Source organism: Streptomyces sp. CBMA123 (assembly GCF_014596465.1).
GTDB lineage: Bacteria > Actinomycetota > Actinomycetes > Streptomycetales > Streptomycetaceae > Kitasatospora.
Map to the genome: position 1 here is coordinate 1 of NZ_MECK01000412.1, position 20,249 is coordinate 20,249.

A 20,249-nucleotide genomic window follows, 5' to 3' on the forward strand; every position below is an offset into this window, starting at 1 on the left:
AGGCACTGCTGCGGGCGGCCGCGCGACTGCGGCTGGCCCGCGCCCGGACCCGGCTGCGCGAGGCCCCCGCCGGAGACGGCCTGCGGAGGTGGAACGCGGCCGCCCCCGATGCCCTGGCCGCCGTCACCGCCCGCGCCGAACACGACGCGGGTGCCGCCCTGCTGGCCTGGGCCGAGGCCGCCCGGGACGACACCGCCCGCGCCCTCCTGCACGACCTGCACCGGCTGTTCACCCTGAGCCGCATCGACGCGTACGGCACACTGCTGCTCGCCGCCGGGGACATCGCTCCCGACCTGGCAGCGGACCTGCCCGACCTGCAGGAACGATCCGTCGCACGGCTGGCGGAGCACCCTCTCACCCTGGTGGACGCCTTCGACCTGCCCGAGGCCTTCTACGCCCGCCGGCCCATCGCCGGGCCGAACTACCAGGAGGCCTTCGACCCGACCGTCCCGGAGCCCTGGGCGGCCTCGGAGATCCGAAACGCCTGAAGGCCCGGGAGAGCCGAGCGCCCGCGAGGACCGCCCCGGGCCTCCCGCCGTGTCGTCGACCGACCGCCCCTACACCTCGGGCCCGTACGCGCCGAAGCCCCGGCAGACCAGGCCGTCGCGGAAGGTGAGCACCTCCGCGACGGCCCGGCCGCGCTCGTTGCGGTAGTTGATGACGAGGGTGTCGACGGAGGCCAGCACGGACTCGACGGTGAAGCGCAGGTCGGGCAGGTGCCGCAGGCCCTTCGACCAGTAGACCCGCAGGGCCTCCTTGCCGCGCACCTCACCGGCCGGGTCGCCGATCAGCTCGACGATCCGGGGCGAGGCGAAGACGACGTCCTCGGTGTAGTGGGCGAGGATGCGCTCCAGGTCGTGGGAGTTCCAGGCGGCGGCCCAGTCCTGGGCGAAGCGGGTGGCGAAGTCGTGGTCCATGGCCCAGGACGCTACGACAACCGGCCCTCCCCCGCCCGCCGTTCCACGATCCGGTCAGCTCGCCGGGTCCAGCAGCGGCACCCGTACCTGGTTGAAGCCGTAGTAGAGCGCCAGCAGCCCGTGCACGGCGAGCGCGGCCGGGGCGGACAGGAACGCCAGGGCGACGGTCAGCGGGTAGACCACCAGGCCGACCTCGAACCGCCACCGGGCGGCCCGCGCCGCCGGCACGTCCACCCGCTCGTCGAAGCAGCGGCCGGTGCGGGTGGCGTAGTTCCAGAACACGCTGAACAGCACGGCCTGGCCGACCATCACCCCGCCGTACACGGCGGCGGCGACGTTGGCCGCCGAGCCGTTGCGCAGGTTCTGGGCGACCACGGCGGTCGGGAAGGGCAGCACCGAGATCAGCATCAGCAGAAGCAGGTTGAGGAACATCAGGGTGCGGTCGACCCGGGCGAGGTGGGCGAACAGGGTGTGGTGGTTCACCCACACCACGCCGATCACCAGGAAGCTCACCACGTACGCGAAGTAGGACGGCCACTGGGCGCCGAGCGCCCGCCACAGCTCCGTCGCGCCGTGCGCCTGCGGAATCCTGATCTCCAGCACCAGCAGGGTGATCGCGATGGCGAACACCCCGTCGCTGAACGCCTCGATCCGGCCCGTGTCCGTTGTCTCCACCGGCAGAGCATCCCAGCCGGGCGGCGCCACCCCGCCGCGCAACGCCGCAGCCGCCCGCCGATCCGGACCGCCCGCCGATCCGGACCACCCGGCGGGCGGCGGGCGGCACTGTCATCACGAGTCCAGGACCAATAGAAGGTCAAGCAAAGAAAAAGCCCTGGTAAAGTGACCTGGCCGCGGCGGGAGACCGCGGCCGTCATCAGGGGGCACCACCGCCATCCCGTTCCACCGCACTTGTCACGGTGGCGGATGCCGCACTTCTCACGCCCGGCCACCCGGCGACGACCGCCCGTGCCGCCGCCGAGAGGTGACGGCGCCCCACCGGAAAGCAGGAACGGTCCATGGCTGACGAGATGGTTCGTCTGGCGCAGAAGTTCATCAACACGACCTACAACAGCGGCGCCACGCTCGGCATATCGAAGCTGGAGGAGGACGGTCGGACCGGCTGGCCGACGATGTACGCGCTGACCCGCGCGCTCCAGTACGAGATGGGCATCACCTCCCTCTCGAACTCCTTCGGCCCGACCACCCTCTCGACGCTCCAGGCCAAGTACCCGAAGCTGGACGAGTCGACCGTCCCGTCCGCGAACCTCTGCCGGATCCTCCAGTCCGCCCTCTACTGCAAGGGCTACGACGGCGGCGAGATCAACGGCCAGTACAACGACCGGGTGAAGGCGGCCGTCGCCAGGCTCAAGACCCACATGGGCCTGGACTCGGTGTTCCCGGGCAGTTCCCTCGAACCGAAGGTGGTCAAGGGTCTGCTCACCATGGACGCGTACGTCACCGTCAACGGCGGGACGGACGGCGTCCGGGCCATCCAGCGGTGGCTGAACGGCCGCTACGTCAACCGCAAGGACTTCTTCGTCATCCCCTGCGACGGGCACCACTCGCGGGACGTCGCGAGGTCCATGCTGCTCGCGATCCAGTACGAGCTGGGCATGGCCGACGGCACCGCGAACGGCGCCTTCGGGCCCGGCACCCAGGCGGGGCTGAAGGCCCACACGGTCTCGCTCGGCGCCACCGGCACCTGGTCGACGCTGTTCACGGCGGCGATGATCCTCAACAAGCGGGACGTCCCCCTCGGCGACTTCACCGCCTCGGTGAAGAGCGGCGTCGAGGCGTTCCAGTCCTTCGTGAAGCTGCCGGTCACCGGCACGGGCGACTTCCAGACCTGGGCCTCGCTGCTGGTCTCCTACGGCGATCAGAGCCGCCGGGGCTCCGCCTGCGACGGCGTCACCAAGATCACTCCGGCCCGCGCCCAGGCACTCAAGGACGCCGGCTACCAGTACATCGGCCGCTACCTCTCCAATGCCTCGACCACCAGCCTGCCGGAGAAGCAGATCCAGCCGGGCGAGCTGGCCACCATCAAGCAGTACGGCCTGCGCTGCTTCCCGATCTACCAGACCTGGAGCCGGTCGGCGAGCTACTTCAGCTACCCCCAGGGCAACAGCGACGCCTTCCGGGCGGTCGAGTGGGCGCGCTTCCACGGCTTCAAGCCCGGCACCACCATCTACTTCGCGGTCGACTACGACGCCATGGACGGCGAGGTGACCGAGTTCGTCATCCCGCACTTCCGGGGCATCCACCACACGATCAGCGAGAACTCCCCCTACCGGGTGGGCATCTACGGGCCGCGCAACGTCTGCCAGCGGGTCGCCGACGCCGGCTTCGCGGAGACCAGCTTCGTCTCCGACATGTCCAGCGGCTTCTCCGGCAACCTCGGCTACCCGATGCCGAGCAACTGGGCGTTCGACCAGATCGCCACCATCACCGTCGGCTCGGGCGCGGGCGCCATCGAGATCGACAACGACATCGCCTCCGGACGGGACACCGGCCAGGGCGACTTCGACCCCGGCTCCCCCACCGTCGCCGGGCTCGACGTGGACCTGGACAAGGCCGCCTACCGCGACCCGATGCTCCGCGACGTGCAGAACTACCTCACCTCGATCGGCGTCCCGGAGACCGGCGGCTCCGGCTGGACCGACGACGACTGGGTCACCATCGGCGGGATCTCCACCACCAAGGCCTTCGACCTGGTACTCAGTGCGGACTGGCTGTTCACCGCGCTGGCCCGGGAGTTGAAGCTGCGCAAGGCCCTGATCCAGGCCCCCGTCCTGTGGGAGCTGCGCAAGCTCAACCCGCTCGACCCGGCCGCCGACGCCGCCGTCCGCAACGGCATCCTGGAGGACTGCAGCACCGGCTGGGGCCAGATCTTCGCCCGGGTCGCCATCGCCGCCCGCAACTACTGCCTCAAGGAGGGCCTGATCAACGGCTCCCCGCTGGCCGAACCCAACCTGCGGGAGGTCTGGGACAAGCTCCAGGACCCGGCCTACAACATCCGGTCGGTCGCCTACCTGACGGTCTACAACTCCCACCAGCTCAAGATCGCCCGCCCGGGGCTGACCACCAGCCCGGCCGACACCCAGGCCCTGCTGGCCCGGTACAACGGCCTCGGCGAGGACGCCCAGCAGTACGGCCGCGAGCTGATCGGCCTGTACAACGTGCTGGAGGGCTACAACCTGCTGTCCCGCACCAAGTGAGCACCCGCGCGGACCCGGAAGCCTCGCGGACCCGGAGCTACTCGCCCACGGCCGCCGCCCTGAACCTCCTGCTGGGGGTGCCCGGCGTCGTCCCGGTCTGGCTGCTCTACCACTTCGCCACCAACTGGCCGCTCGCCGCGCTCGGTTGGACCAGCCGTGAGCCGACGGAGAACGACGGCATCGTGCCCTGGCTGATGCTGCCCGGCCCCCTGGTGCTCGGCGCCACGATCCTCTGGTGCCTCGCCAACCGGGCCGTACGGCGCCGCACCGCCCCGCACGGCCGCCGCGCGGTGTACTGGCCGACCAGCGTCCTGCTGACCCTGGTGCCCACGTTCGTGCTGATCATCGTCCTGTAGGAGAAGAAGAGATGGAAGACGTGCAGACCGGAATCACCCGGCGGACCGCGGTCAGGAGCGCCACCGTCATCGGCACCGCCGTGGCCGTGACCGCGCTGCTCCCGGGCGTCGCCTCGGCGGCTCCGAGCGCCTCCCCGAAGGCGACCGGACTCCCGGAGCGCAAGCTCCCGACCAGCGCCAACGGCTGGACGATCGAGAAGGAGACGAACCACGTCTCCACCGTCTGGACCCGCCAGGTGGCCGGTACCGGGCTGTCGGTGGACGTCCGCATCGGCGACGTGGAGGAGATCCTCGTCCACCTGATCCGGCGCTTCCACTACGAGGTCGAGGAACTCCCGAGCGGTGACCTGCTCGGCTGGCAGGAGATCGGCAGCCTGCGCGCGGCACTGCCGGAGTCGAACCTCGCCTCCGGCACGGCCGTGCGGATCCGCCCCGGCGCCTCGGCGAAGGGCGGGCTCTTCCCGTACCAGGAAGTGGTGCTGCGGGACGTCCTCGCCGAGTGCCAGGGCGTCGTGCGCTGGGGCGGCGACGACGACGAGGTGGACGAGTCGCTGTTCTACCTCGCGCTCGGCCCGGAGGACCGCCGGGTGAACCGGCTCGCCGACCGGCTCCGCGGCTGGGGTGCCCGCCCCGGTGAGGGCGCGGGCACCCCGGTGGACGTGCTGTCCCCGGACCGCCGCGCCGAGGCGGACGGCCTGGCCCGCGCCCAGCGCGCGTCCTGACCGTCGTCGGGGCGGATGCGGCACCCGGGCCGCACCCGCCCTTTCCGACTCCGTACCGGCCCGGTCAGCCCGCGAGCTCCTCCCGCAGGCGGCGGGCGGCGCCGACCAGGCTGTCCAGCGAGGCGCGGGTCTCGGGCCAGCCGCGGGTCTTCAGGCCGCAGTCGGGGTTGACCCAGAGCCGCTCGGCCGGGATCGCCGCGAGGCCGGCCCGCAGCAGCTCGACGGCCTCCTCGGTGCTCGGCACCCGCGGCGAGTGGATGTCCCACACCCCGGGGCCGACCTCGCGCGGGTACCCGGCCCGGGCCAGTTCGCCGGCGACCTCCATGTGGGAGCGGGTCGCCTCCAAGGAGATGACGTCCGCGTCGAGTTCGTCGATCGCGGTCATGATCGCGCCGAACTCGGCATAGCACATGTGGGTGTGGATCTGGGTGTCGGCCCGGACCCCGGAGGTCGCCAGCCGGAAGGCCTCGGTGGCCCAGTCCAGGTAGGCCGGGCGGGCGGCGGCCCGCAGCGGCAGGGTCTCGCGCAGGGCCGGCTCGTCGACCTGGACGACGGCGGCGCCGGCCGCCTCCAGGTCGGCGACCTCGTCGCGCAGGGCCAGCGCCACCTGCCGGGCGGTCTCGGCCAGGGGCTGGTCGTCGCGGACGAAGGACCAGGCGAGCATGGTGACCGGCCCGGTCAGCATGCCCTTGACCGGGCGGTCCGTCAGGTCCTGGGCGTAGCGGAACCAGTCAACGGTCATCGGGCGCGGGCGGGAGAGGTCCCCGGCGAGGACCGGCGGGCGCACGTAGCGGGTGCCGTAGGACTGCACCCAGCCGTGCCGGGTGGCGAGGTAGCCGGTGAGCTGCTCGGCGAAGTACTGGACCATGTCGTTGCGTTCGGGCTCGCCGTGCACCAGGACGTCCAGGCCGGTCTTCTCCTGGTACGCGATGACCTCGCGGACCTCGGCCTCCATCCGCTCCCGGTAGGCGGACGCGTCGATCCGCCCGGCGGTCAAGTCGGCCCGGGCGACGCGCAGTTCGGTGGTCTGTGGGAAGGAGCCGATGGTGGTGGTCGGCAGCGGGGGCAGCCCGAGCCGGGCCCGCTGGGCCCCGACGCGCTCGGGGTAGGCCTGGGCGCGCCGGGTGTCGTCCGGGGTGACGGCCTCGGACCGGGCCCGGACGGCCGGGTCGCGGGTGATCGGCGAATTGGCGCGGGAGGCCAGGTCGGCGCGGTTGGCGGCGAGTTCGGCGGTGATCGCGCCGGTGCCCGCGCGCAGGCCGCGGGCCAGCAGGGCGGCTTCCCGGGCCTTCTGCTGGGCGAAGGCGAGCCAGCGCAGGATCTGCGGGTCGACGTCGCGTTCGGCGGCGGCGTCGATGGGCACGTGCAGCAGGGAGCAGGACGGCGCGACGTCGACTCGGTCGGCGAGCCCGAGCAGGGTGGCCAGGGTGGCCAGCGACGCGCCCAGGTCGTTGATCCAGACGTTGCGGCCGTCGATCACCCCGGCGACCAGGCGCTTACCGGGCAGTCCGCCGACGGCGGCGAGGTCGTCCAGGTTGGCGGCGGCGGGGCCGGTGAAGTCCAGCGCCAGGCCGTCGACCGGGGCCTTGGCCAGCACGGGCAGGGCATCGCCGAGCCGGTCGAAGTAGCTCGCCACCAGCAGCTTGGGCCGCTCGGTCAGCGCGCCCAGCTCGCGGTAGGCGCGGGCGGCGGCGCCCAACTCGGCCGGGGTGCGGTCCTGGACCAGCGCGGGCTCGTCCAGTTGCACCCACTCGGCGCCGGCGGCCTTCAACTCCGCGATCAGCCGCGCGTAGACGGGCAGCAGCCGGTCCAGCAGGGTGATCGGCTGGAAGTCCTCCGCCACGCCCGGCGCGGGCTTGGCGAGCAGCAGGTACGTCACCGGTCCGACCAGCACCGGGCGGGCGGCGTGGCCGAGCGCGAGCGCCTCGCGCAGCTCGCCGACGGCCTTGGCCGGGTCGGCGGCGAAGACCGTGTCCGGCCCCAACTCCGGCACCAGGTAGTGGTAGTTGGTGTCGAACCACTTGGTCATCTCCAGTGGCGCGACGTCCTGGGTGCCGCGCGCCATGGCGAAGTAGCCGTCCAGCGCGTCGGCGTCGACGGCGGCCCGGTGCCGGGCGGGGATCGCGCCGACGGCGACGCTGGTGTCCAACACGTGGTCGTAGAACGAGAAGTCGCCGGCCGGCACCTCCTGGACGCCCGCCTCGGCCAGCTGCCGCCAGTTCTCCCGGCGCAGTTCGGTGGCGGTGGCGAGCAGCGCCTCGGCGGTGACGGTGCCCTTCCAGTAGCCCTCGATCGCCTTCTTCAGTTCCCGGCCCCGGCCCTGGCGGGGGTAGCCGTACGCGGTGGCGAGGGTCGCCGCGGCTGCGGACTTCGTGGTCAAGGGACTCTCCTTCGCGAGCCTGGATCCTCAAGTGCCCGGCGACGGGACGAGAACGCGAAGGGATGACGAGACCGGACGGGACACCCGTACCCGGGTACGACTCCGCCTGGTGTGGTCGCCGACCCGCCCTCGAGGTCACCGGATGGCCGCGCGCGAACGGTCGCGCACGGGCAGTGGCAGGTCTTCGGACTCGCGGGCCCGCCCGTCCCCATCGAGGACAGGCACCTACTGGCCGTCGCTTCCCAGACCCGTCCCGGGCCCAGTGCGTATGACGGCGGTCGTTCCCACTCACCGCTGCGGGGCAGTCCCGGACTGGCCAGTTGAAAGGCGTCACCGGATTCCCTCTTGCGACACCCCGCCTGGCGGACGGGGCGAACCAGCTGCACCGGCCAGCCTAGGGGCAGTGCGCCGGTTTCCGGCCGGAGAATCACGCAATCGTCCGCATGGTGAGACGTCGTCAGGCGCCGGCCGGGGCCGCTCCGGGGAAGTGGAGCGGCCCCGGGTGGACGTCAGCGGGTGCTGAAGTCGGCGTTCCAGGAGGCCGTGCCCGTACCTGCCAGGCCGACCTCGTTGTAGTCACCGATCATGATCCCCAGGTGGTCCGGGGAGTCGATCCAGCCGTCGACGGCCGCGTCCGTCTTCCTGACGCCGGCACCCCGGTTCCTCACCCCCCACCAGCCCGTACTCCCGCACGTACTGCTCCTCGCCACCGCACAGGCGCTGCCGGTCGCCGCCTGGCTGACGGCCTGGACCATGGTGATCGGCGCCGCGACGGCAGCCCTCGGATCGGCCACCCTGCGCACCGCACTGGGTCGACGTGCCGGGACGGTCCTGGTCGCCCTCGGGCTACGGACGGCGGCCGCCTGGCCCTGATACGGCCCCGCCGGACCGCGCACCCGAAGGCGCCGGTCCACCACGGCCGCAAAGCCCCCCGGGCCAAGATACGCACCCGGGGGCGGGGGCGTACCTTGGCCCGGGGGCGCCGAAGTCTCGTGCGCGGGCCCGAGAGTTCCCGCCCCCACGCCCACCGGGCTTCCCGTCCGCGACCCGGGTCAGTGCTCGGCGCCGCGCCGTTCCAGCCGGGTCCCGCTGCGCAGGGTGATCGACATCAGGTCGCTGGGGGCGTCGAGTTCGAGCCGGTGCCAGCGGCCGCGCGGGACGACCACGGCGCTGCCGGGCGCCAGCCGCACCAGTTCCTCGGCAGCGCCGGGCTCGACCGGGCGGAGGTAGACCCGGACGCCGCCGGCCAGGCAGCACACCGCCTCCTCCGCCGCCGGGTGCATCTCCCAGTGGTCTGCGTGGACGTCGGCGTCGGTCTCCACGTGGAAGGTCGCGACCTGCCATGCGCCCTCGGTGCCGGAGCCGCCGCCGGCCATCCGCCGTTCGGTGGCGCGGAGTTCGCCGTCGGGGCGGAAGTGCAGCGCCGAGGCGAACAGGTCGACGACGGCGATCGGGGTGGTGGTCATGAGGACGTTCCTTCCAGTTGGGGTTCTACGGCGGCGAGCGGGCGGCCCTCCGGCGTTCCGGGCCGGCGCCGGGGCAGGACGGCGACGGCGCCGACGGCCGCCGGCGCGAACCGGACGGCGCCGACGGCCGGGCCGAGGGCGTACCCGCCGTCGAGGGCGGCCGGGTCGGTGGCCGTACCGGTGCGGTGGGCGGCGAGGGTGGCCAGGGCGGCCGGGCCCACGCGGCCGCCAAGGTTTCTGTACATGTAAAGAAAGTACTCCCGGAAGCACACCGCTGTCGAGCCGCACGAGATCAGCCGGGCATGATGGGCGCATGCAGCAGCCCTCCCCCGCCCCCCGCAAGGCCACCGGCCGCCCTCCCCGCATCTCCCGGGAGGAGGTCGTCGACACGGCCCGCCGGATCGTCGACGAGGAGGGCGTCGAGCGCCTGACCATGCGCCGCCTGGCCACCGCCGTCGGCAGCACCCCGATGGCGCTCTACCACCACGTCCGCGACAAGGAGGAGCTGCTCGTCCTGCTGCTGGACGACTACGCCGCCCGCACACTCCATCCCGTCGAACTGCCCGCCGACCCGCGCGAACGCGTCCTCGCCGCGGCCACCGCGATCCACGACGCGCTCGCCGCCTGCCCCTGGATCGTCGACGTGCTGGCCGCCGACGACCTGTTCTCCACCCACGCCCTCTGGTTCGTCGAGCAGATCGTCGACGGACTGGTCCACTGCGGCCTGACCCCGGAACGCGCCGCCCAGGGCTACCGCGCGATCTGGTACTACACCGCCGGCGAGATCGTGGTCCGCGCCACCGCCACCCGGCGCCGCACCGCCGACGACCGCCCCACCTACCGGGAGCAGGTCTTCGCCGGCCTCGACCCGGACGCGTACCCGCGGCTGGCCCAGGTCGCCGGCCACTGGGAGCCGCTGACCGCCCAGGACACCTACCGGGACGGGCTGCGCGCCCTGGTCAGCGGCCTGCTCGGGGCGAGCTGAAACGCCGAACCGGCCCGCCGGGCGCGAGGCTCGGCGGGCCGGTTCGAAAGGAGTCGCTCAGGCCCACGGGTCGGTGAACGCCCGCCCGGGAACGGGCTTGGCGATCAGCGCGACCGGCACGAAGAAGTTGACCTGCCCGATCGCGAACATCAGGGTGGCCAGCGCCTTCTCGTCGAAGTGCGCGGCCGCCTCGGCGTACAGCTCGTCCGACACCCGCTCACCGTGCGGGTTCGGCTGCAGCACGGCCTCGACCAGGGCGAGCGCCGCCCGCTCAGGAGCGGTCAGGTACGGGGAGTCCTGCCAGGTGGCCACCGAGGCGATCCGCTCCTCCGACTCACCGGCCTTGCGCAGGAATCCGGTGTGCAGGACGGTCAGGTAGGTGCTGCCGACGATCTGCCCGGCCCGCAGCTGGACCAGGCTGACCAGGCCGCGCGGGATCGAGCGGTTGCCGACGGCCCGGAACAACGCGGCCGACACGTCGGCGAGTTCGGGGACGAGCTGCGCCGGGTCGCCGGCCATCCGGGGGCGCAGCGGGATCTCGGCGGTGATCGAGCGGGTGGCGGTCGAGCGGGCGGCGGTCGAGCGGGCGGCGGTCGAGTCGGTGGTCATCGTGGTGTTCCTCTCGGATGATCGGTGCTCTCACTGACCCGACGGATCCCGGCGCACGAGTGTGACGGCCCGGCGACGTTTTTTCGTCCGTCGGTGCGATCCGGCCGTGACCGTCCGCACCGCGCCCGGGAGGAGCCGCGCCTCCAGCACCATGCCGCCGGGCCGCCGGGCCACCGGGCCACCGGCCTGGTGTCCGCCGCCGCCGCGCGACCGGGTGGACGGGCCCCGGCCGCCCCCGAGAGGTGCTCGTGGCCGCCACCGCCGATACTGGGGGTCGCAACCCGAGGCGGCCCCGGCGGCCGGCTACGGCCCTCGCCGCGCCGCGGAACCTGAGGAGCGCGCCGTGACCGATCCCGCCCCGACCGCGGGCTCCAGCGGGCCCGTCATCGTCGGCTTCGACGGCTCGCCCGAGAGCCTGACCGCCACCGAATGGGCCGCCCACGAGGCGCAGCGCCGCGGCCTCCCGCTCGAAGTCGTGGAGGCCTGGCCCTGGCCCAAGCGGGACGTGGTCGGCAGCGACCAGACCTACCACCGCGCCCTGGCCCACCTCGCCGACCGCGAGTCCGCGCTGACCGCCCTGTCCCCGGGGCTGGCGGTCTCCTCCAGCGCGGTGTCCGCCGACCCGGTCGAGGCCCTGGAGGCCGCCTCGCACCGCGCCACCGTGCTGGTGCTCGGCTCGCGCGGGCTGGGCACCCTGCGCGGCTTCCTGGTCGGCTCGGTCAGCCAGGAGGTGCTGCGCCGCTCGGCCTGCCCGGTGGTGCTGGTCCGTGCCCAGCACGACGAACCGGACGGCCCCGTCACCGTCGGCGTCGAGCTGTCCCACCCGGCCGAGGAGGTGCTGGCCTTCGCCTTCCGCGCCGCCGCACTGCGCTCGGCGCCCCTGCGGGTGATCCACGTCTGGTCCCCGCCGGCCGGCAGCGAGTACATGGCCTACGGCGCCATCGGCGGGCTGGAGGGCGAGCTCTCCAGCGTCGAGTGGAACGGCCTCGCCGAAGCCCTCGACCCGCTGCGCACCCGCCACCCCGACGTCGAGGTCACCGCCGACCTCGTCCGGGGCAAACCCGCCGTCGAACTCGTCGACGCTGCCGCCACCGCCCGCCTCCTCGTCCTCGGTCGCCGCCTGCGCCACCTGCCGCTGCGCCACCACCACCTCGGCCCGGTCGCCCACGCCGCGATCCACCACGTCCACTGCCCGGTCGCCGTCGTCCCCTACGGCTGACGAACGGCGGGCCGGCGCCGACGCTCAGCCACCTGCCCGGCCGAACGCCGAGTCGTACGGGCGCGAGCGGCCGGTCACCGTCAGTGCGATCGCGTAGAGCGAGGTCGAGGCGGTGATGAAGAGGCGGTTGCGCTTCGGGCCGCCGAAGGTGACGTGGGAGGTGGACTCCGGGGTGAGGATGCGTCCCAGGAGCGTGCCGTCCGGGTGGTAGCAGCGCACACCCGCGCCGGCGGACAGCCAGATCCGGCCCTCCGTGTCCAGATCGAGGCTGTCGAAGTGGACTCCGGGGGCGCCGTCCGCGGCGGCGAGGACCTCCCGCGGGCCGAGCGAACCGTCGTCCTTGACGTCGAAGACGAGCAGGTGGTTGGCGGCCGAGTCAGCGACGTAGAGCCGGCTGCCGTCGGGGGCGAAGCCGATGCCCGTGGGCTGGGTGAAACCGTCCGCCATCACCTCGCACCCGCCGGAGTCGGGGTCGAGCCGGTAGAGGTTGCGCTCGCCGAGCTCGCTCTCGGCGCGGACCCCCTCGTAGTCGGTGGCGATCCCGTAGGTCGGGTCGGTGAACCAGATCGCGCCGTCGTCGGCGATCACCAGGTCGTTGGGGCTGTTCAACCGCTTGCCGCGGTACTCCTCGGCGAGCACGACGACGGAGCCGTCGTGCTCGGTGCGGGTGATCCTGCGGGCGCCCTGCTCGCAGCTGACGAGGCGCCCGGCGGCGTCCAGGGCATGGCCGTTGGGGTGGCCGGCGGGGGTGCGGAAGACGCCGACGCTGCCGGTGGTCTCGTCCCAGCGCAGGATCCGGTCCTCGGGTATGTCGCTCCAGAGCAGGTACCGCCCGGCGGGGACGTAAACCGGGCCCTCGGCCCAGCGGGAGCCCTCGTGGAGCCGCGTCAGCCTCATGTCGCCCTTGAAGCGGGCGAATCGCGGGTCGATGACCTCGTAGGGGACAGGGTAGGGCCGTTCCATGGCAGTGAACCTCCGACAGCAGGGCCTTGACCGAATGACATCTTGCTGAACTCGACCAGTACAGAACCAGATATGCTGATCATGCGCAATAGCCGAACTGATGAAGGGATTCCCATGGACGACATCGACCGCGGCCTGCTCGCCCTGCTCCTGGAGGACGCCACGCTGTCCTACGCCGCCCTCGGCCAGGCCGTCGGCCTCTCCGCCGGCGCGGCGCACGAGCGCGTGCGCAAGCTGCGCGAACGCGGCGTGATCCGCCGCACGACGATCGAGGTCGATCCGGCCGCACTCGGGCTCACTGTGCTGGCCCACGTCCTGGTCGACTCCAACGCCTGGATGGGCGACCCGCCCACCAAGGAGGCGCTGCTGGCACTCCCCGCCGTCGAGGAGGCCCACATCGTCGCCGGTCCGGCCTCCCTGCTGCTCAAGGTCCGCACCTCGCGCACGGAGGAACTCCAGGACGTGCTGCGGCAGCTCCACGCCGTCCCGGGGGTGACCAGCACCTCGACGATCGTCGTCCTGGAGACCTTCTTCGAGCGCCCCCTCGCCCCGACCGCCACCCCTCCCACCGCCGGGCCCAGGTGAGGCGGGACGGGACCGCACCAGAGAGGAGCCGGACCGGTCCCGGCGCGGGCGTCTCCGGCGGGCAACGACTGGGGCGTGCGGCAGGGCCGCGGCCGTCCGCACGACCACCAGGCTGACCTTGAGCAGCACGACGGTCGACCGCCGACCGGTTGTGCTGGCAGAGGATTTCGCCACTGCTCATCCAGACCTGCGGCACAACTGGATTAGAGAATGCTCCATTTGAGCTCGTCGTGGCCGGAGCGTAGGCCCTGAATGCGGCGACGAACCTCTTCGAACGTCGGGCTTCCAGCGGATGCTCGTTTGGCGTTCGTCGTGATCATCCTCAGTTCCCGCAGACCGGACAGCATCGGAAAGCCCTCCCACGAGGTCACGTCGAAGCCGTACCGGTCGGCGAACTCCTGGTAGTGAGTTGATCCGTAACCGAAGCGGCGGCAGTGGATCTCGACCGTGACGAGGTCGAGCTCGGGCTGCCCGAAGCAGGCGGTGTCCCAATCGCACAACACAGCCGCCCCCTGGTGGTGGAGGGCGTTGCGGTGCTGTGGATCGCCTTGCAGCAACCCGGGGGCCAGGACGTAGCGCATCTGGCGTCGGGCGTCCTCCAACTCGGACAAGCGCCTTTTGAGGAAGGCGAGTTCGTCCTGCGGGAGCGCGGTCGTTTCCGCGATCGAACGCGCGATCGCCCCGACCATGTCGACGGGGCGCACTTCGAAGGGAGGAGGCGGAAGCTCGTGAAGCGCACGGAGTGGACTGGCGAGGTGCGCCGCCGGGACGGGGTGGCCAGGCTGAGGAAGGTAGTGCCAGAACGTCACGGCATGCCCGTCGGCGATGACCGGCTGCTCCACCGACAGCAACTCGACGGTGGGGAAGCCGTGTGCGGTGAGCCACCGCACCAGCTGCACGGTGCGGCGCACACTGGTCAGGGGCGTGCCGGCCCTGGCGACCTTGGCGACCGCCCCGGCAGCCGGCAGGAGGTAGACGGCGTTGGTGTGACCGCGCAGCATGACGGCGTCGGCCGGGTCGAGCCCGACGTGATCACAGGCGGCATTGAGGACGTTGACAACCTCGGACTCGGCGAACCCGCCGATCCGGACCGGAGCACTCATACTTGCCAGGCTGACGGGCGGCAGACCGATCTGTCACGTCGCACCGGTCGGGAGTCCCAGGAGTTCGCCGAGTTCTCGGGCGGCGCGGGGCCGTACGTTCTCCGGCGTTATCTTGATGATGTCGGCCGCTCGGGCGCCGAGGATCTGGGTCCGGTGGTTCTCAGGCACCGTCAAGTAGGTGTCGCGGGCCAGTTGGCACGCCTCGGACACGCTGCGCTGCTTGACCAGGCACATCGCCTGCTCCAGGCGCAGCAGCGCCGGGTCGATGCCGGTGTGGTCGGGGTAGAGGCGCAGCGCCTCATCCTGGGCCCGTCCGGCTTGCGCCGTGTCGCCGAGCGCGGTGTGGGCGCCCGACAGGTACAGCTGGAGGCGCCGGTAGGGGAACGCCCAGGCGTCGTCTCCCTCGACCGTCGGCCGGCTGCGCTCGAACAGGTCACGGGCCTGCATGATCGCCGCGCGGGCGCCCTCCTCGTCGCCCCGGTGCGCCCTCACACGGGCGTCGGCGACGAAGGCGAAGGCCCCGGTGGCAGTTGGGCGCCCGCGGTTGAGCAATACGGCCTCGTGGGTGAGGGCGGCCGCCTCCTCCAGGGGACCGTAGTAGAACGGAAGCATCGCCGCCTGCACCCGCACCCGGGTCCGCAGCTCGCGGTTGCCACTGTCGTCGGCGGCCGACCTCGCGGTGCCGTACCAGTCCCGGGCCTGTTCCTTGCGTCCGAGCTTCATCAGGGCGTCAGCGGTCAGTGTGGACAGCACCGCGAGCATCTCGGACAGCCGCACCTGCACGATCGCGGGCTGTCGTTCCTCGGAGTACTGACGGACTTCCTCCATGGTCGCCAGAAGCCTGGCCAGCATCACCATCGGAGGATCGCTTACGTACTCGCGCCGCAGGGTGAGCAACTTGCTGTCCAGGGATTCCAGCTCACCGCTGGTGAGCGTCGTGGCGGCCAGCGTGCGCTCGATGGCGCGGCGGTGGGAGCGCGCCAGCGCGTCCAGCGGGTCGCCAACACCGATCAGGGCAGGAGCTGCCGTGGAGCGGGGCGCTGGAAGGCGAATCTCGGCGGGTACCTGGAACGCCGCCCCGGAGGAGGGAGGGTCTGTCCGGTAGCCGCCGGCAAGACCCAGCCCCTGCGTGTCGGTCTCGTACACGCGGCAGAGTAGGTCGATGGTCTGCATCCGGGGCATCCGGACACGCCGCTCCCACACACCCAGCTGTTCAGCGTCCAGACGCGGACGGTCGAATCCGGAGGCCGTACACAGGGAGACCAGTTCGGCGACCGCGCGCTCGCGTGTCCACCCCCGAGCGAGGCGGTGAGCGCGAAGCCGGCTGACCTCGCAGCACTCGACGATCGCGGACACCGTGGTGTCGATCACCCAACTCTCCGCTGCGGCAGCAGCCCTGATACGCGCTGCGCAGGACGGCCCGTGAGCCACGGCCCACCTCCCTGTCACCAACAGGAATCCTAGCCACCCGACGTTACTGATCGAGAGTCAAAAACAGTAACTCATTACTGATTTATCCGAATCCGAGGTCGGAACCAGCGAGTTCGAGCAGAAACAGGAACTTCTTCGGTTTGCCGAGCAGCCGTCACTCGGCGAATCTCAGTGGGCACGCGATGAGTACCGCCCGAAAGCCCCCGCCGACGGCCCGGGAGCACCTGCCCCACGTACAGCCCGGAGGAACAGTCATGCACCGCGTCTTCGAGTACAGGACCCCGCTGAGGACCGCCTCGGTGGGCGTCATCCGAAACCAGCTCCGCGACCGAGTGAGCAGCCTCGCCACCGTCGCCCTCGACGACGGTAGGGCCTACGCGCTGCGCGTGTGCAGCTCGGAGTTCGTCACCAACGCGATCAAGTACGGCAGCGGACCCGCCGATGAGACGACCGAGCTGCTCGTCGTGGGGGAAATCCACACCCAGCGAAGCCGGCTCCGGATCACTGTCACCGACCCCCGCCGGACGGTGCCCGACATGGGCAGTCGCGCCGAGGACCTGAACGCGACCGGAGGCCGAGGGATCACCGTCGCCATGGGCTACGCGGACGACACCGGGTGGTACCAGCATCTCGACTCGCAGGGACGGGCCGTCGGCTGGTCGGTCTGGTTCGAGCTCGACGTGCAACTGCTGGAGGACTTCGGCCAGGCCACCGCCATCGCGGAAGTGCAGCCGGAGAGCCTCATGCCGACGGTGTCCTGCCCGGAGGCCGTCGCTGTGCTCAGCCCGCATCACGCAGCCTCGTTGCGCTGCCCGACCCGGCGCGGCAGCGAGCGCACCGCCGCGTAAATGGTGAGGCTCAGCCGAAGCGATCAGCTACCGGTCCGCCCATCGTGAGTCGGGACGCTCGGGTCGCCAAGCCCGCCCCGCCGTCTTCCCCCGTCCCGCAGTGCGGGAAGACGGCGGTCCGCCCGGCCGCCCCCGACCGAGCGTGCCTGCGCGTCAGCGGACAGGTGCGCGGTCCAAGCGGCCAACATGGCCGTGCTGCGCACGGGCGGCGCCCACCACCACCGCCTCGGCCCACTGCCATCCGAGGCCGCCCGCCAGCTGCTCGCCGTCACCGCCGGCCGCGCCGGACACGGACGGGACCTCGCGGTCCTGGCCGACCGGTGCCGCGGTGTGCCGCTGGCCCTCACCCTGGCCGGTGCCCGCCTCGCCGCCAGCCACACCACCCTCCCCATGGCCGCCCCGGTGGCCGGAACACCCATGGACGCCATCGTGACCCACGCCCTCGACCAGGCCTACTCGGCCCTGTCCCCGGAAACCGCCGCCGTCTTCCGCGCTCTCGGCGCTCTGCCCCTGCCGTCCACCCGGATCGACGCAGCGATGGCGGGCGCCGCCTGCGCGCTCGACCCGGCCGCCACCGACGGCCACCTCACCACGCTGGTGAAGCACGGACTCATCACCCCCGCCGACGACGGCCCCGACCTGTACGTGTTCGCCGTCGCGGACGGCCGCCGCCACGCCGCCGCCCTCGGCCGGGACGTGGGCAGCCCCGAGCAGATCGACACCGTCCGACGACGCGCCCTGGACTGGCTGCAAGCCGAAGCCACCGCCGCCTCCCGCGCCGCACACCCCTTCCGCCGCCACGCCGAGCCGCACCTGCGCTACCCGCCGCCGCACCGGGTCGCCCTCACCACCCCCGAGCAGGGCCTCGCCTGGCTCCGCACCCGCGGAACCTACCTGCGCACCGCCCTGGAGACCGCCGACGCCCACGGTCTGGACGACATCACAGCCCACCTCGCCCACGCCTTCTGGCCCTGGCTGCTGCGCGAACGCAACTACCCGCGGTGGCTGTGGACCTACGAACTCGCTGTCCCCGCCGCCCAGCGTCTTACGCAGTCCGCGCCCAGCCTCGCCAGCCGGTTCCTGCTGTCCGACCTGTTCGGCGCCCGCTGCAACGTGCGGCGCGCCACCGGCGACCACGGCGGCGCCATCGAGGACCGCGGTGCCGCCCTCGCCCTCGCCATCGAGGACAAGGACGACATCGGCCGGGCGCAGCACCTGCACGGCCTTGGTGTCGCGACCCACGCATCCGGTGATCCCGAGGTCGCACGGGTCTACCTGAATGAGGCGCTGTGCCGGCGCTCCGCGCTGGGGAACCAGCGCGACACCGGGGTCACCCGCGTGGCGCTCGCCGTCGCACTGTACGACCTCGGCGAAGCCGACACCGCCCTGGCCTGCCTGCGCGAAGCCCGCGCCGAGTTGCACGCCGCCGGCGACGGCCTGAACACCGGCCGGGCCCTCGCATGGCAGGGCCGGATCCTGGCCGAGCGAGGCGAGCACGGCCCCGCCGTCGCCTTCCTCGCCGGGGCGCTGAACATCTTCATCGTCCAGAACGCCCGCCCGTGGCAGGGGCGGGTCCTGCTGTGGGCGGCGGAGAGTGCGGGTGGCCAGGGGAACACGAACATGGCCCGGGAGATGCTGCGCCACGCCCGCGAACCGTATGCGGGTAGTCCGTCCGATCTGGAGGCCGTGGCCGCCGCCGCAGACCGTCTGGGGATCGCCCTGTGACTCCCGACGAAAGCCGTCTGGCCCTGTACACGGCCCCTTGGCGCCAGGGCCTTGACCTGCGCTGTGCCACCTTGCTCAAGGACGGCGCCCACCACTCCTGTCGCCTGCCCAAGTGGACCGTGCCACCTTCGCGCAGCGGTCGCCGCTCAGGCTGCTATGGCCGCCTTCAACTGCGTCAACGCGGCCTGCGCCTCCTCACGGACATCCGGCAGGCCCCGGCTGGCACGCACCACTCGCTGAACCTGGTGCGGCAGCCGGTGTGCCACCGCTCCCCGCACCGCCGCCGTCAGGTTCTCCCGGGCGGCCTGGTGGTCACCCCGCAGCGCAAGGACCTGTCCCGCGGTGATCGCGGAGATGATGCGCCACTGCGTAGTGGTGTGGAGCCGGGGCGTGGGTGCACGCTCCAGAACGCGGACGGCCTCCTGGACACGGCCGGTGGCGGCGAGACCCCGGACGTGGACCTCGTGGTGGCTGAAGTCGGAGAACAGGGGTGTCGTTCGCGCCACGTCCAGCAGCCGCAGGCTTTCGGTGACCGCGTCGTCGAACACGGCCCGGTTTCCGGCGCTGCCGGCGGCGCGGGCCAGGAGGATGACGGCCTCGGCCCGCTCGTCCGCTGTGCGGGCGGCGTCCCGGGCCCGGGTGAGCCGATCGACGGCGGCTCCCAGGAGACGGGCCTTGCGCAGTTCGTTGCCGTGGTGGCGCAGGGCGTAGGTGTGCAGGACCGGATCGCCGAGGCGCCGGGCGACGGTCAAGCCTTTGCCAGTCCATCGGGCCGCGGTGGCCAGGCGTTCATCGGGCAGGACGTGGCCCAGGGCGACGCCGAGTCCGACGCGGGCGCGGGCGAGCAGCCACAGCACGTCCGTCTCGGTGCGGCCGTCGGCGACGCGGGCCTCCAACCGGGCGACCAGGGGCCACAGTTCGTCGACGGCGGCGCTGGCCTGGCCGGCCTGGCGGGCGATCTCGGCCAGCCTCAGGACGCTCTCCGCGAACTGGATCATGGCGTGGTGGTCTCCGTCCACATCGTCGGTGATGCCGAAGCAGTGCGGCGGGAGGCGGAGCCGGTCGGCGATGTGCCGCAGCGCGCCGATGTCGGTGATGGTGCGCGAGCCGGTCTCCACCCGGGACACGTAGCTGGTGGAGTAGCCGAGCAGGTCCGCGAGTTCCTGCTGAGGCAGGCCGTGGAGCTCACGGTAGAAGCTGAGGATCCCCGCCAGGCTGCGCCGACGCAGGATGTCCTGGGCTCGGGGCGTGGTCCAGTGCCACTGGATGCCGTCGCGTGGCGCGAGCTCCACGGGTCAGTCCCGGTCGAGGAGTTCGTACCAGCGGGCGATGGAGTCCTTGTAGCCCTGCGGCATGACGAGCGCGTCGATCTCGTGCCGGTGGAAGAGCCCGGCCTCCTTGTGTTCGTGGCTGACGACGGGGGGCTTGTCAGCGCCGACGGCGGTGCAGCCGTAAGTGACGATGAAGACCTTCCGGCCGGGCAGCGGCTCGTACATCCACGTGTCGAGCAGTGTGCCGGCGCTGGCCGTCCAGCCGCTCTCCTCGCGGATCTCGGTCTCCACCCGCTCGGCGGGGGTCTCGTCGCCTTCGAGCTTGCCTCCGGGCAGCTCCCACTCCTGCCTCTCGTTCTTCAGCAGCAGGACGCGCCGCTCACCGTCGAGGACGACCCCCTTGATCGAGATGGGGAACTTCGCTGGGACGTAGGGCTGTTCGATCTGGGTCACG

The 20,249-nt window shown here is 72.2% G+C and carries 21 protein-coding genes and 1 riboswitch; of the genes, 10 read left to right on the forward strand and 11 right to left on the reverse strand.

The features are described 5' to 3' along the window. The coding region (locus BG452_RS32085) for an acyl-CoA dehydrogenase (RefSeq protein ID WP_317621325.1) at positions 1–488 on the forward strand (488 nt) is incomplete at its 5' end. A 69-nt stretch (positions 489–557) separates the two neighbouring features. Here the strand turns inward: BG452_RS32085 and BG452_RS32090 are convergent. Further along, positions 558–917, reverse strand: a complete 360-nt coding sequence (locus BG452_RS32090; protein ID WP_188307866.1) for a nuclear transport factor 2 family protein — start codon at positions 915–917, stop codon at positions 558–560. Between the two features lie 54 nt (positions 918–971). Continuing rightward, a complete protein-coding gene (locus BG452_RS32095; protein WP_317621326.1) occupies positions 972–1,592 on the reverse strand; it encodes a TMEM175 family protein in 621 nt (206 codons plus the stop codon). 341 nt (positions 1,593–1,933) lie between these two features. On the opposite strand from BG452_RS32095, the gene BG452_RS32100 reads away from it, so the two are divergent. From BG452_RS32100 to BG452_RS32110, 3 genes are read left to right on the forward strand one after another with little or no spacing between them, the layout of a single operon-like run. Next, positions 1,934–4,132, forward strand: a complete 2,199-nt coding sequence (locus tag BG452_RS32100) for a glycoside hydrolase domain-containing protein (RefSeq protein WP_188307867.1) — start codon at positions 1,934–1,936, stop codon at positions 4,130–4,132. After that, complete coding sequence (locus tag BG452_RS32105) at positions 4,129–4,488, forward strand: hypothetical protein (RefSeq protein ID WP_317621327.1); 360 nt, start codon at positions 4,129–4,131, stop codon at positions 4,486–4,488. The genes BG452_RS32100 and BG452_RS32105 overlap by 4 nt, the downstream gene beginning before the upstream one ends. Before the next feature lie 11 nt (positions 4,489–4,499). After that, complete coding sequence (locus BG452_RS32110; RefSeq protein ID WP_223243029.1) at positions 4,500–5,210, forward strand: hypothetical protein; 711 nt, start codon at positions 4,500–4,502, stop codon at positions 5,208–5,210. Positions 5,211–5,274: 64 nt separating this feature from the next. Here the strand turns inward: BG452_RS32110 and metE are convergent, their stop codons facing one another. Then, complete coding sequence (gene metE, locus BG452_RS32115; protein WP_188307868.1) at positions 5,275–7,590, reverse strand: 5-methyltetrahydropteroyltriglutamate--homocysteine S-methyltransferase; 2,316 nt, start codon at positions 7,588–7,590, stop codon at positions 5,275–5,277. A gap of 178 nt (positions 7,591–7,768) precedes the next feature. Beyond that, positions 7,769–7,937, reverse strand: a riboswitch (cobalamin riboswitch). 238 nt (positions 7,938–8,175) lie between these two features. Between metE and BG452_RS32120 the strand changes: the two genes are divergently transcribed. Then, positions 8,176–8,463 (forward strand): hypothetical protein, encoded by a 288-nt coding sequence (locus BG452_RS32120; protein WP_188307869.1) that lies wholly within the window; start codon positions 8,176–8,178, stop codon positions 8,461–8,463. 179 nt (positions 8,464–8,642) lie between these two features. Here the strand turns inward: BG452_RS32120 and BG452_RS32125 are convergent, their stop codons facing one another. Then, the gene (locus BG452_RS32125) at positions 8,643–9,056 is read right to left on the reverse strand and encodes a cupin domain-containing protein (protein ID WP_188307870.1); all 414 of its coding nucleotides are present in this window, start codon (positions 9,054–9,056) and stop codon (positions 8,643–8,645) included. After that, complete coding sequence (locus BG452_RS32130; protein ID WP_188307871.1) at positions 9,053–9,301, reverse strand: hypothetical protein; 249 nt, start codon at positions 9,299–9,301, stop codon at positions 9,053–9,055. The genes BG452_RS32125 and BG452_RS32130 overlap by 4 nt, the downstream gene beginning before the upstream one ends. 68 nt (positions 9,302–9,369) lie before the next feature. Between BG452_RS32130 and BG452_RS32135 the strand changes: the two genes are divergently transcribed. Continuing rightward, positions 9,370–10,041 carry a TetR/AcrR family transcriptional regulator gene (locus BG452_RS32135; RefSeq protein WP_188307872.1) on the forward strand — a complete coding sequence of 224 codons (672 nt, stop codon included), beginning with the start codon at positions 9,370–9,372 and terminating at the stop codon, positions 10,039–10,041. 57 nt (positions 10,042–10,098) lie between these two features. Here BG452_RS32135 and BG452_RS32140 read toward each other — a convergent pair whose 3' ends face one another. Then, complete coding sequence (locus BG452_RS32140; RefSeq protein ID WP_188307873.1) at positions 10,099–10,650, reverse strand: carboxymuconolactone decarboxylase family protein; 552 nt, start codon at positions 10,648–10,650, stop codon at positions 10,099–10,101. Positions 10,651–10,993: 343 nt separating this feature from the next. Between BG452_RS32140 and BG452_RS32145 the strand changes: the two genes are divergently transcribed. Beyond that, on the forward strand, positions 10,994–11,869 hold the full coding sequence (locus tag BG452_RS32145) for a universal stress protein (protein ID WP_188307874.1): 876 nt from the start codon (positions 10,994–10,996) through the stop codon (positions 11,867–11,869). A gap of 24 nt (positions 11,870–11,893) precedes the next feature. Here the strand turns inward: BG452_RS32145 and BG452_RS32150 are convergent, their stop codons facing one another. Further along, positions 11,894–12,832: an SMP-30/gluconolactonase/LRE family protein gene (locus BG452_RS32150; protein ID WP_188307875.1), complete on the reverse strand. Its 939-nt coding sequence runs from the start codon at positions 12,830–12,832 to the stop codon at positions 11,894–11,896. Positions 12,833–12,946: 114 nt separating this feature from the next. Between BG452_RS32150 and BG452_RS32155 the strand changes: the two genes are divergently transcribed. Further along, entirely contained in the window at positions 12,947–13,417 is a 471-nt protein-coding gene (locus BG452_RS32155; protein WP_188307876.1) for an Lrp/AsnC family transcriptional regulator, read from the forward strand. Positions 13,418–13,620: 203 nt separating this feature from the next. Here BG452_RS32155 and BG452_RS32160 read toward each other — a convergent pair whose 3' ends face one another. Next, a complete protein-coding gene (locus BG452_RS32160; RefSeq protein WP_188307877.1) occupies positions 13,621–14,520 on the reverse strand; it encodes a phosphotransferase in 900 nt (299 codons plus the stop codon). Positions 14,521–14,553: 33 nt separating this feature from the next. Then, positions 14,554–15,891, reverse strand: a complete 1,338-nt coding sequence (locus BG452_RS32165; protein WP_317621328.1) for a helix-turn-helix transcriptional regulator — start codon at positions 15,889–15,891, stop codon at positions 14,554–14,556. A 314-nt stretch (positions 15,892–16,205) separates the two neighbouring features. Between BG452_RS32165 and BG452_RS32170 the strand changes: the two genes are divergently transcribed. Continuing rightward, complete coding sequence (locus BG452_RS32170; protein ID WP_188307879.1) at positions 16,206–16,799, forward strand: ATP-binding protein; 594 nt, start codon at positions 16,206–16,208, stop codon at positions 16,797–16,799. Between the two features lie 186 nt (positions 16,800–16,985). Next, positions 16,986–18,524: a tetratricopeptide repeat protein gene (locus BG452_RS32175; RefSeq protein ID WP_188307880.1), complete on the forward strand. Its 1,539-nt coding sequence runs from the start codon at positions 16,986–16,988 to the stop codon at positions 18,522–18,524. Positions 18,525–18,670: 146 nt separating this feature from the next. On the opposite strand, the gene BG452_RS32180 is transcribed toward BG452_RS32175, so the two are convergent. Both BG452_RS32180 and BG452_RS32185 read right to left on the reverse strand, forming a co-directional pair. Then, on the reverse strand, positions 18,671–19,816 hold the full coding sequence (locus BG452_RS32180; RefSeq protein ID WP_317621329.1) for a helix-turn-helix domain-containing protein: 1,146 nt from the start codon (positions 19,814–19,816) through the stop codon (positions 18,671–18,673). A 3-nt stretch (positions 19,817–19,819) separates the two neighbouring features. Continuing rightward, positions 19,820–20,248 (reverse strand): NUDIX hydrolase, encoded by a 429-nt coding sequence (locus BG452_RS32185; RefSeq protein WP_317621330.1) that lies wholly within the window; start codon positions 20,246–20,248, stop codon positions 19,820–19,822. Between the last annotated feature and the right edge of the window lies 1 nt (position 20,249).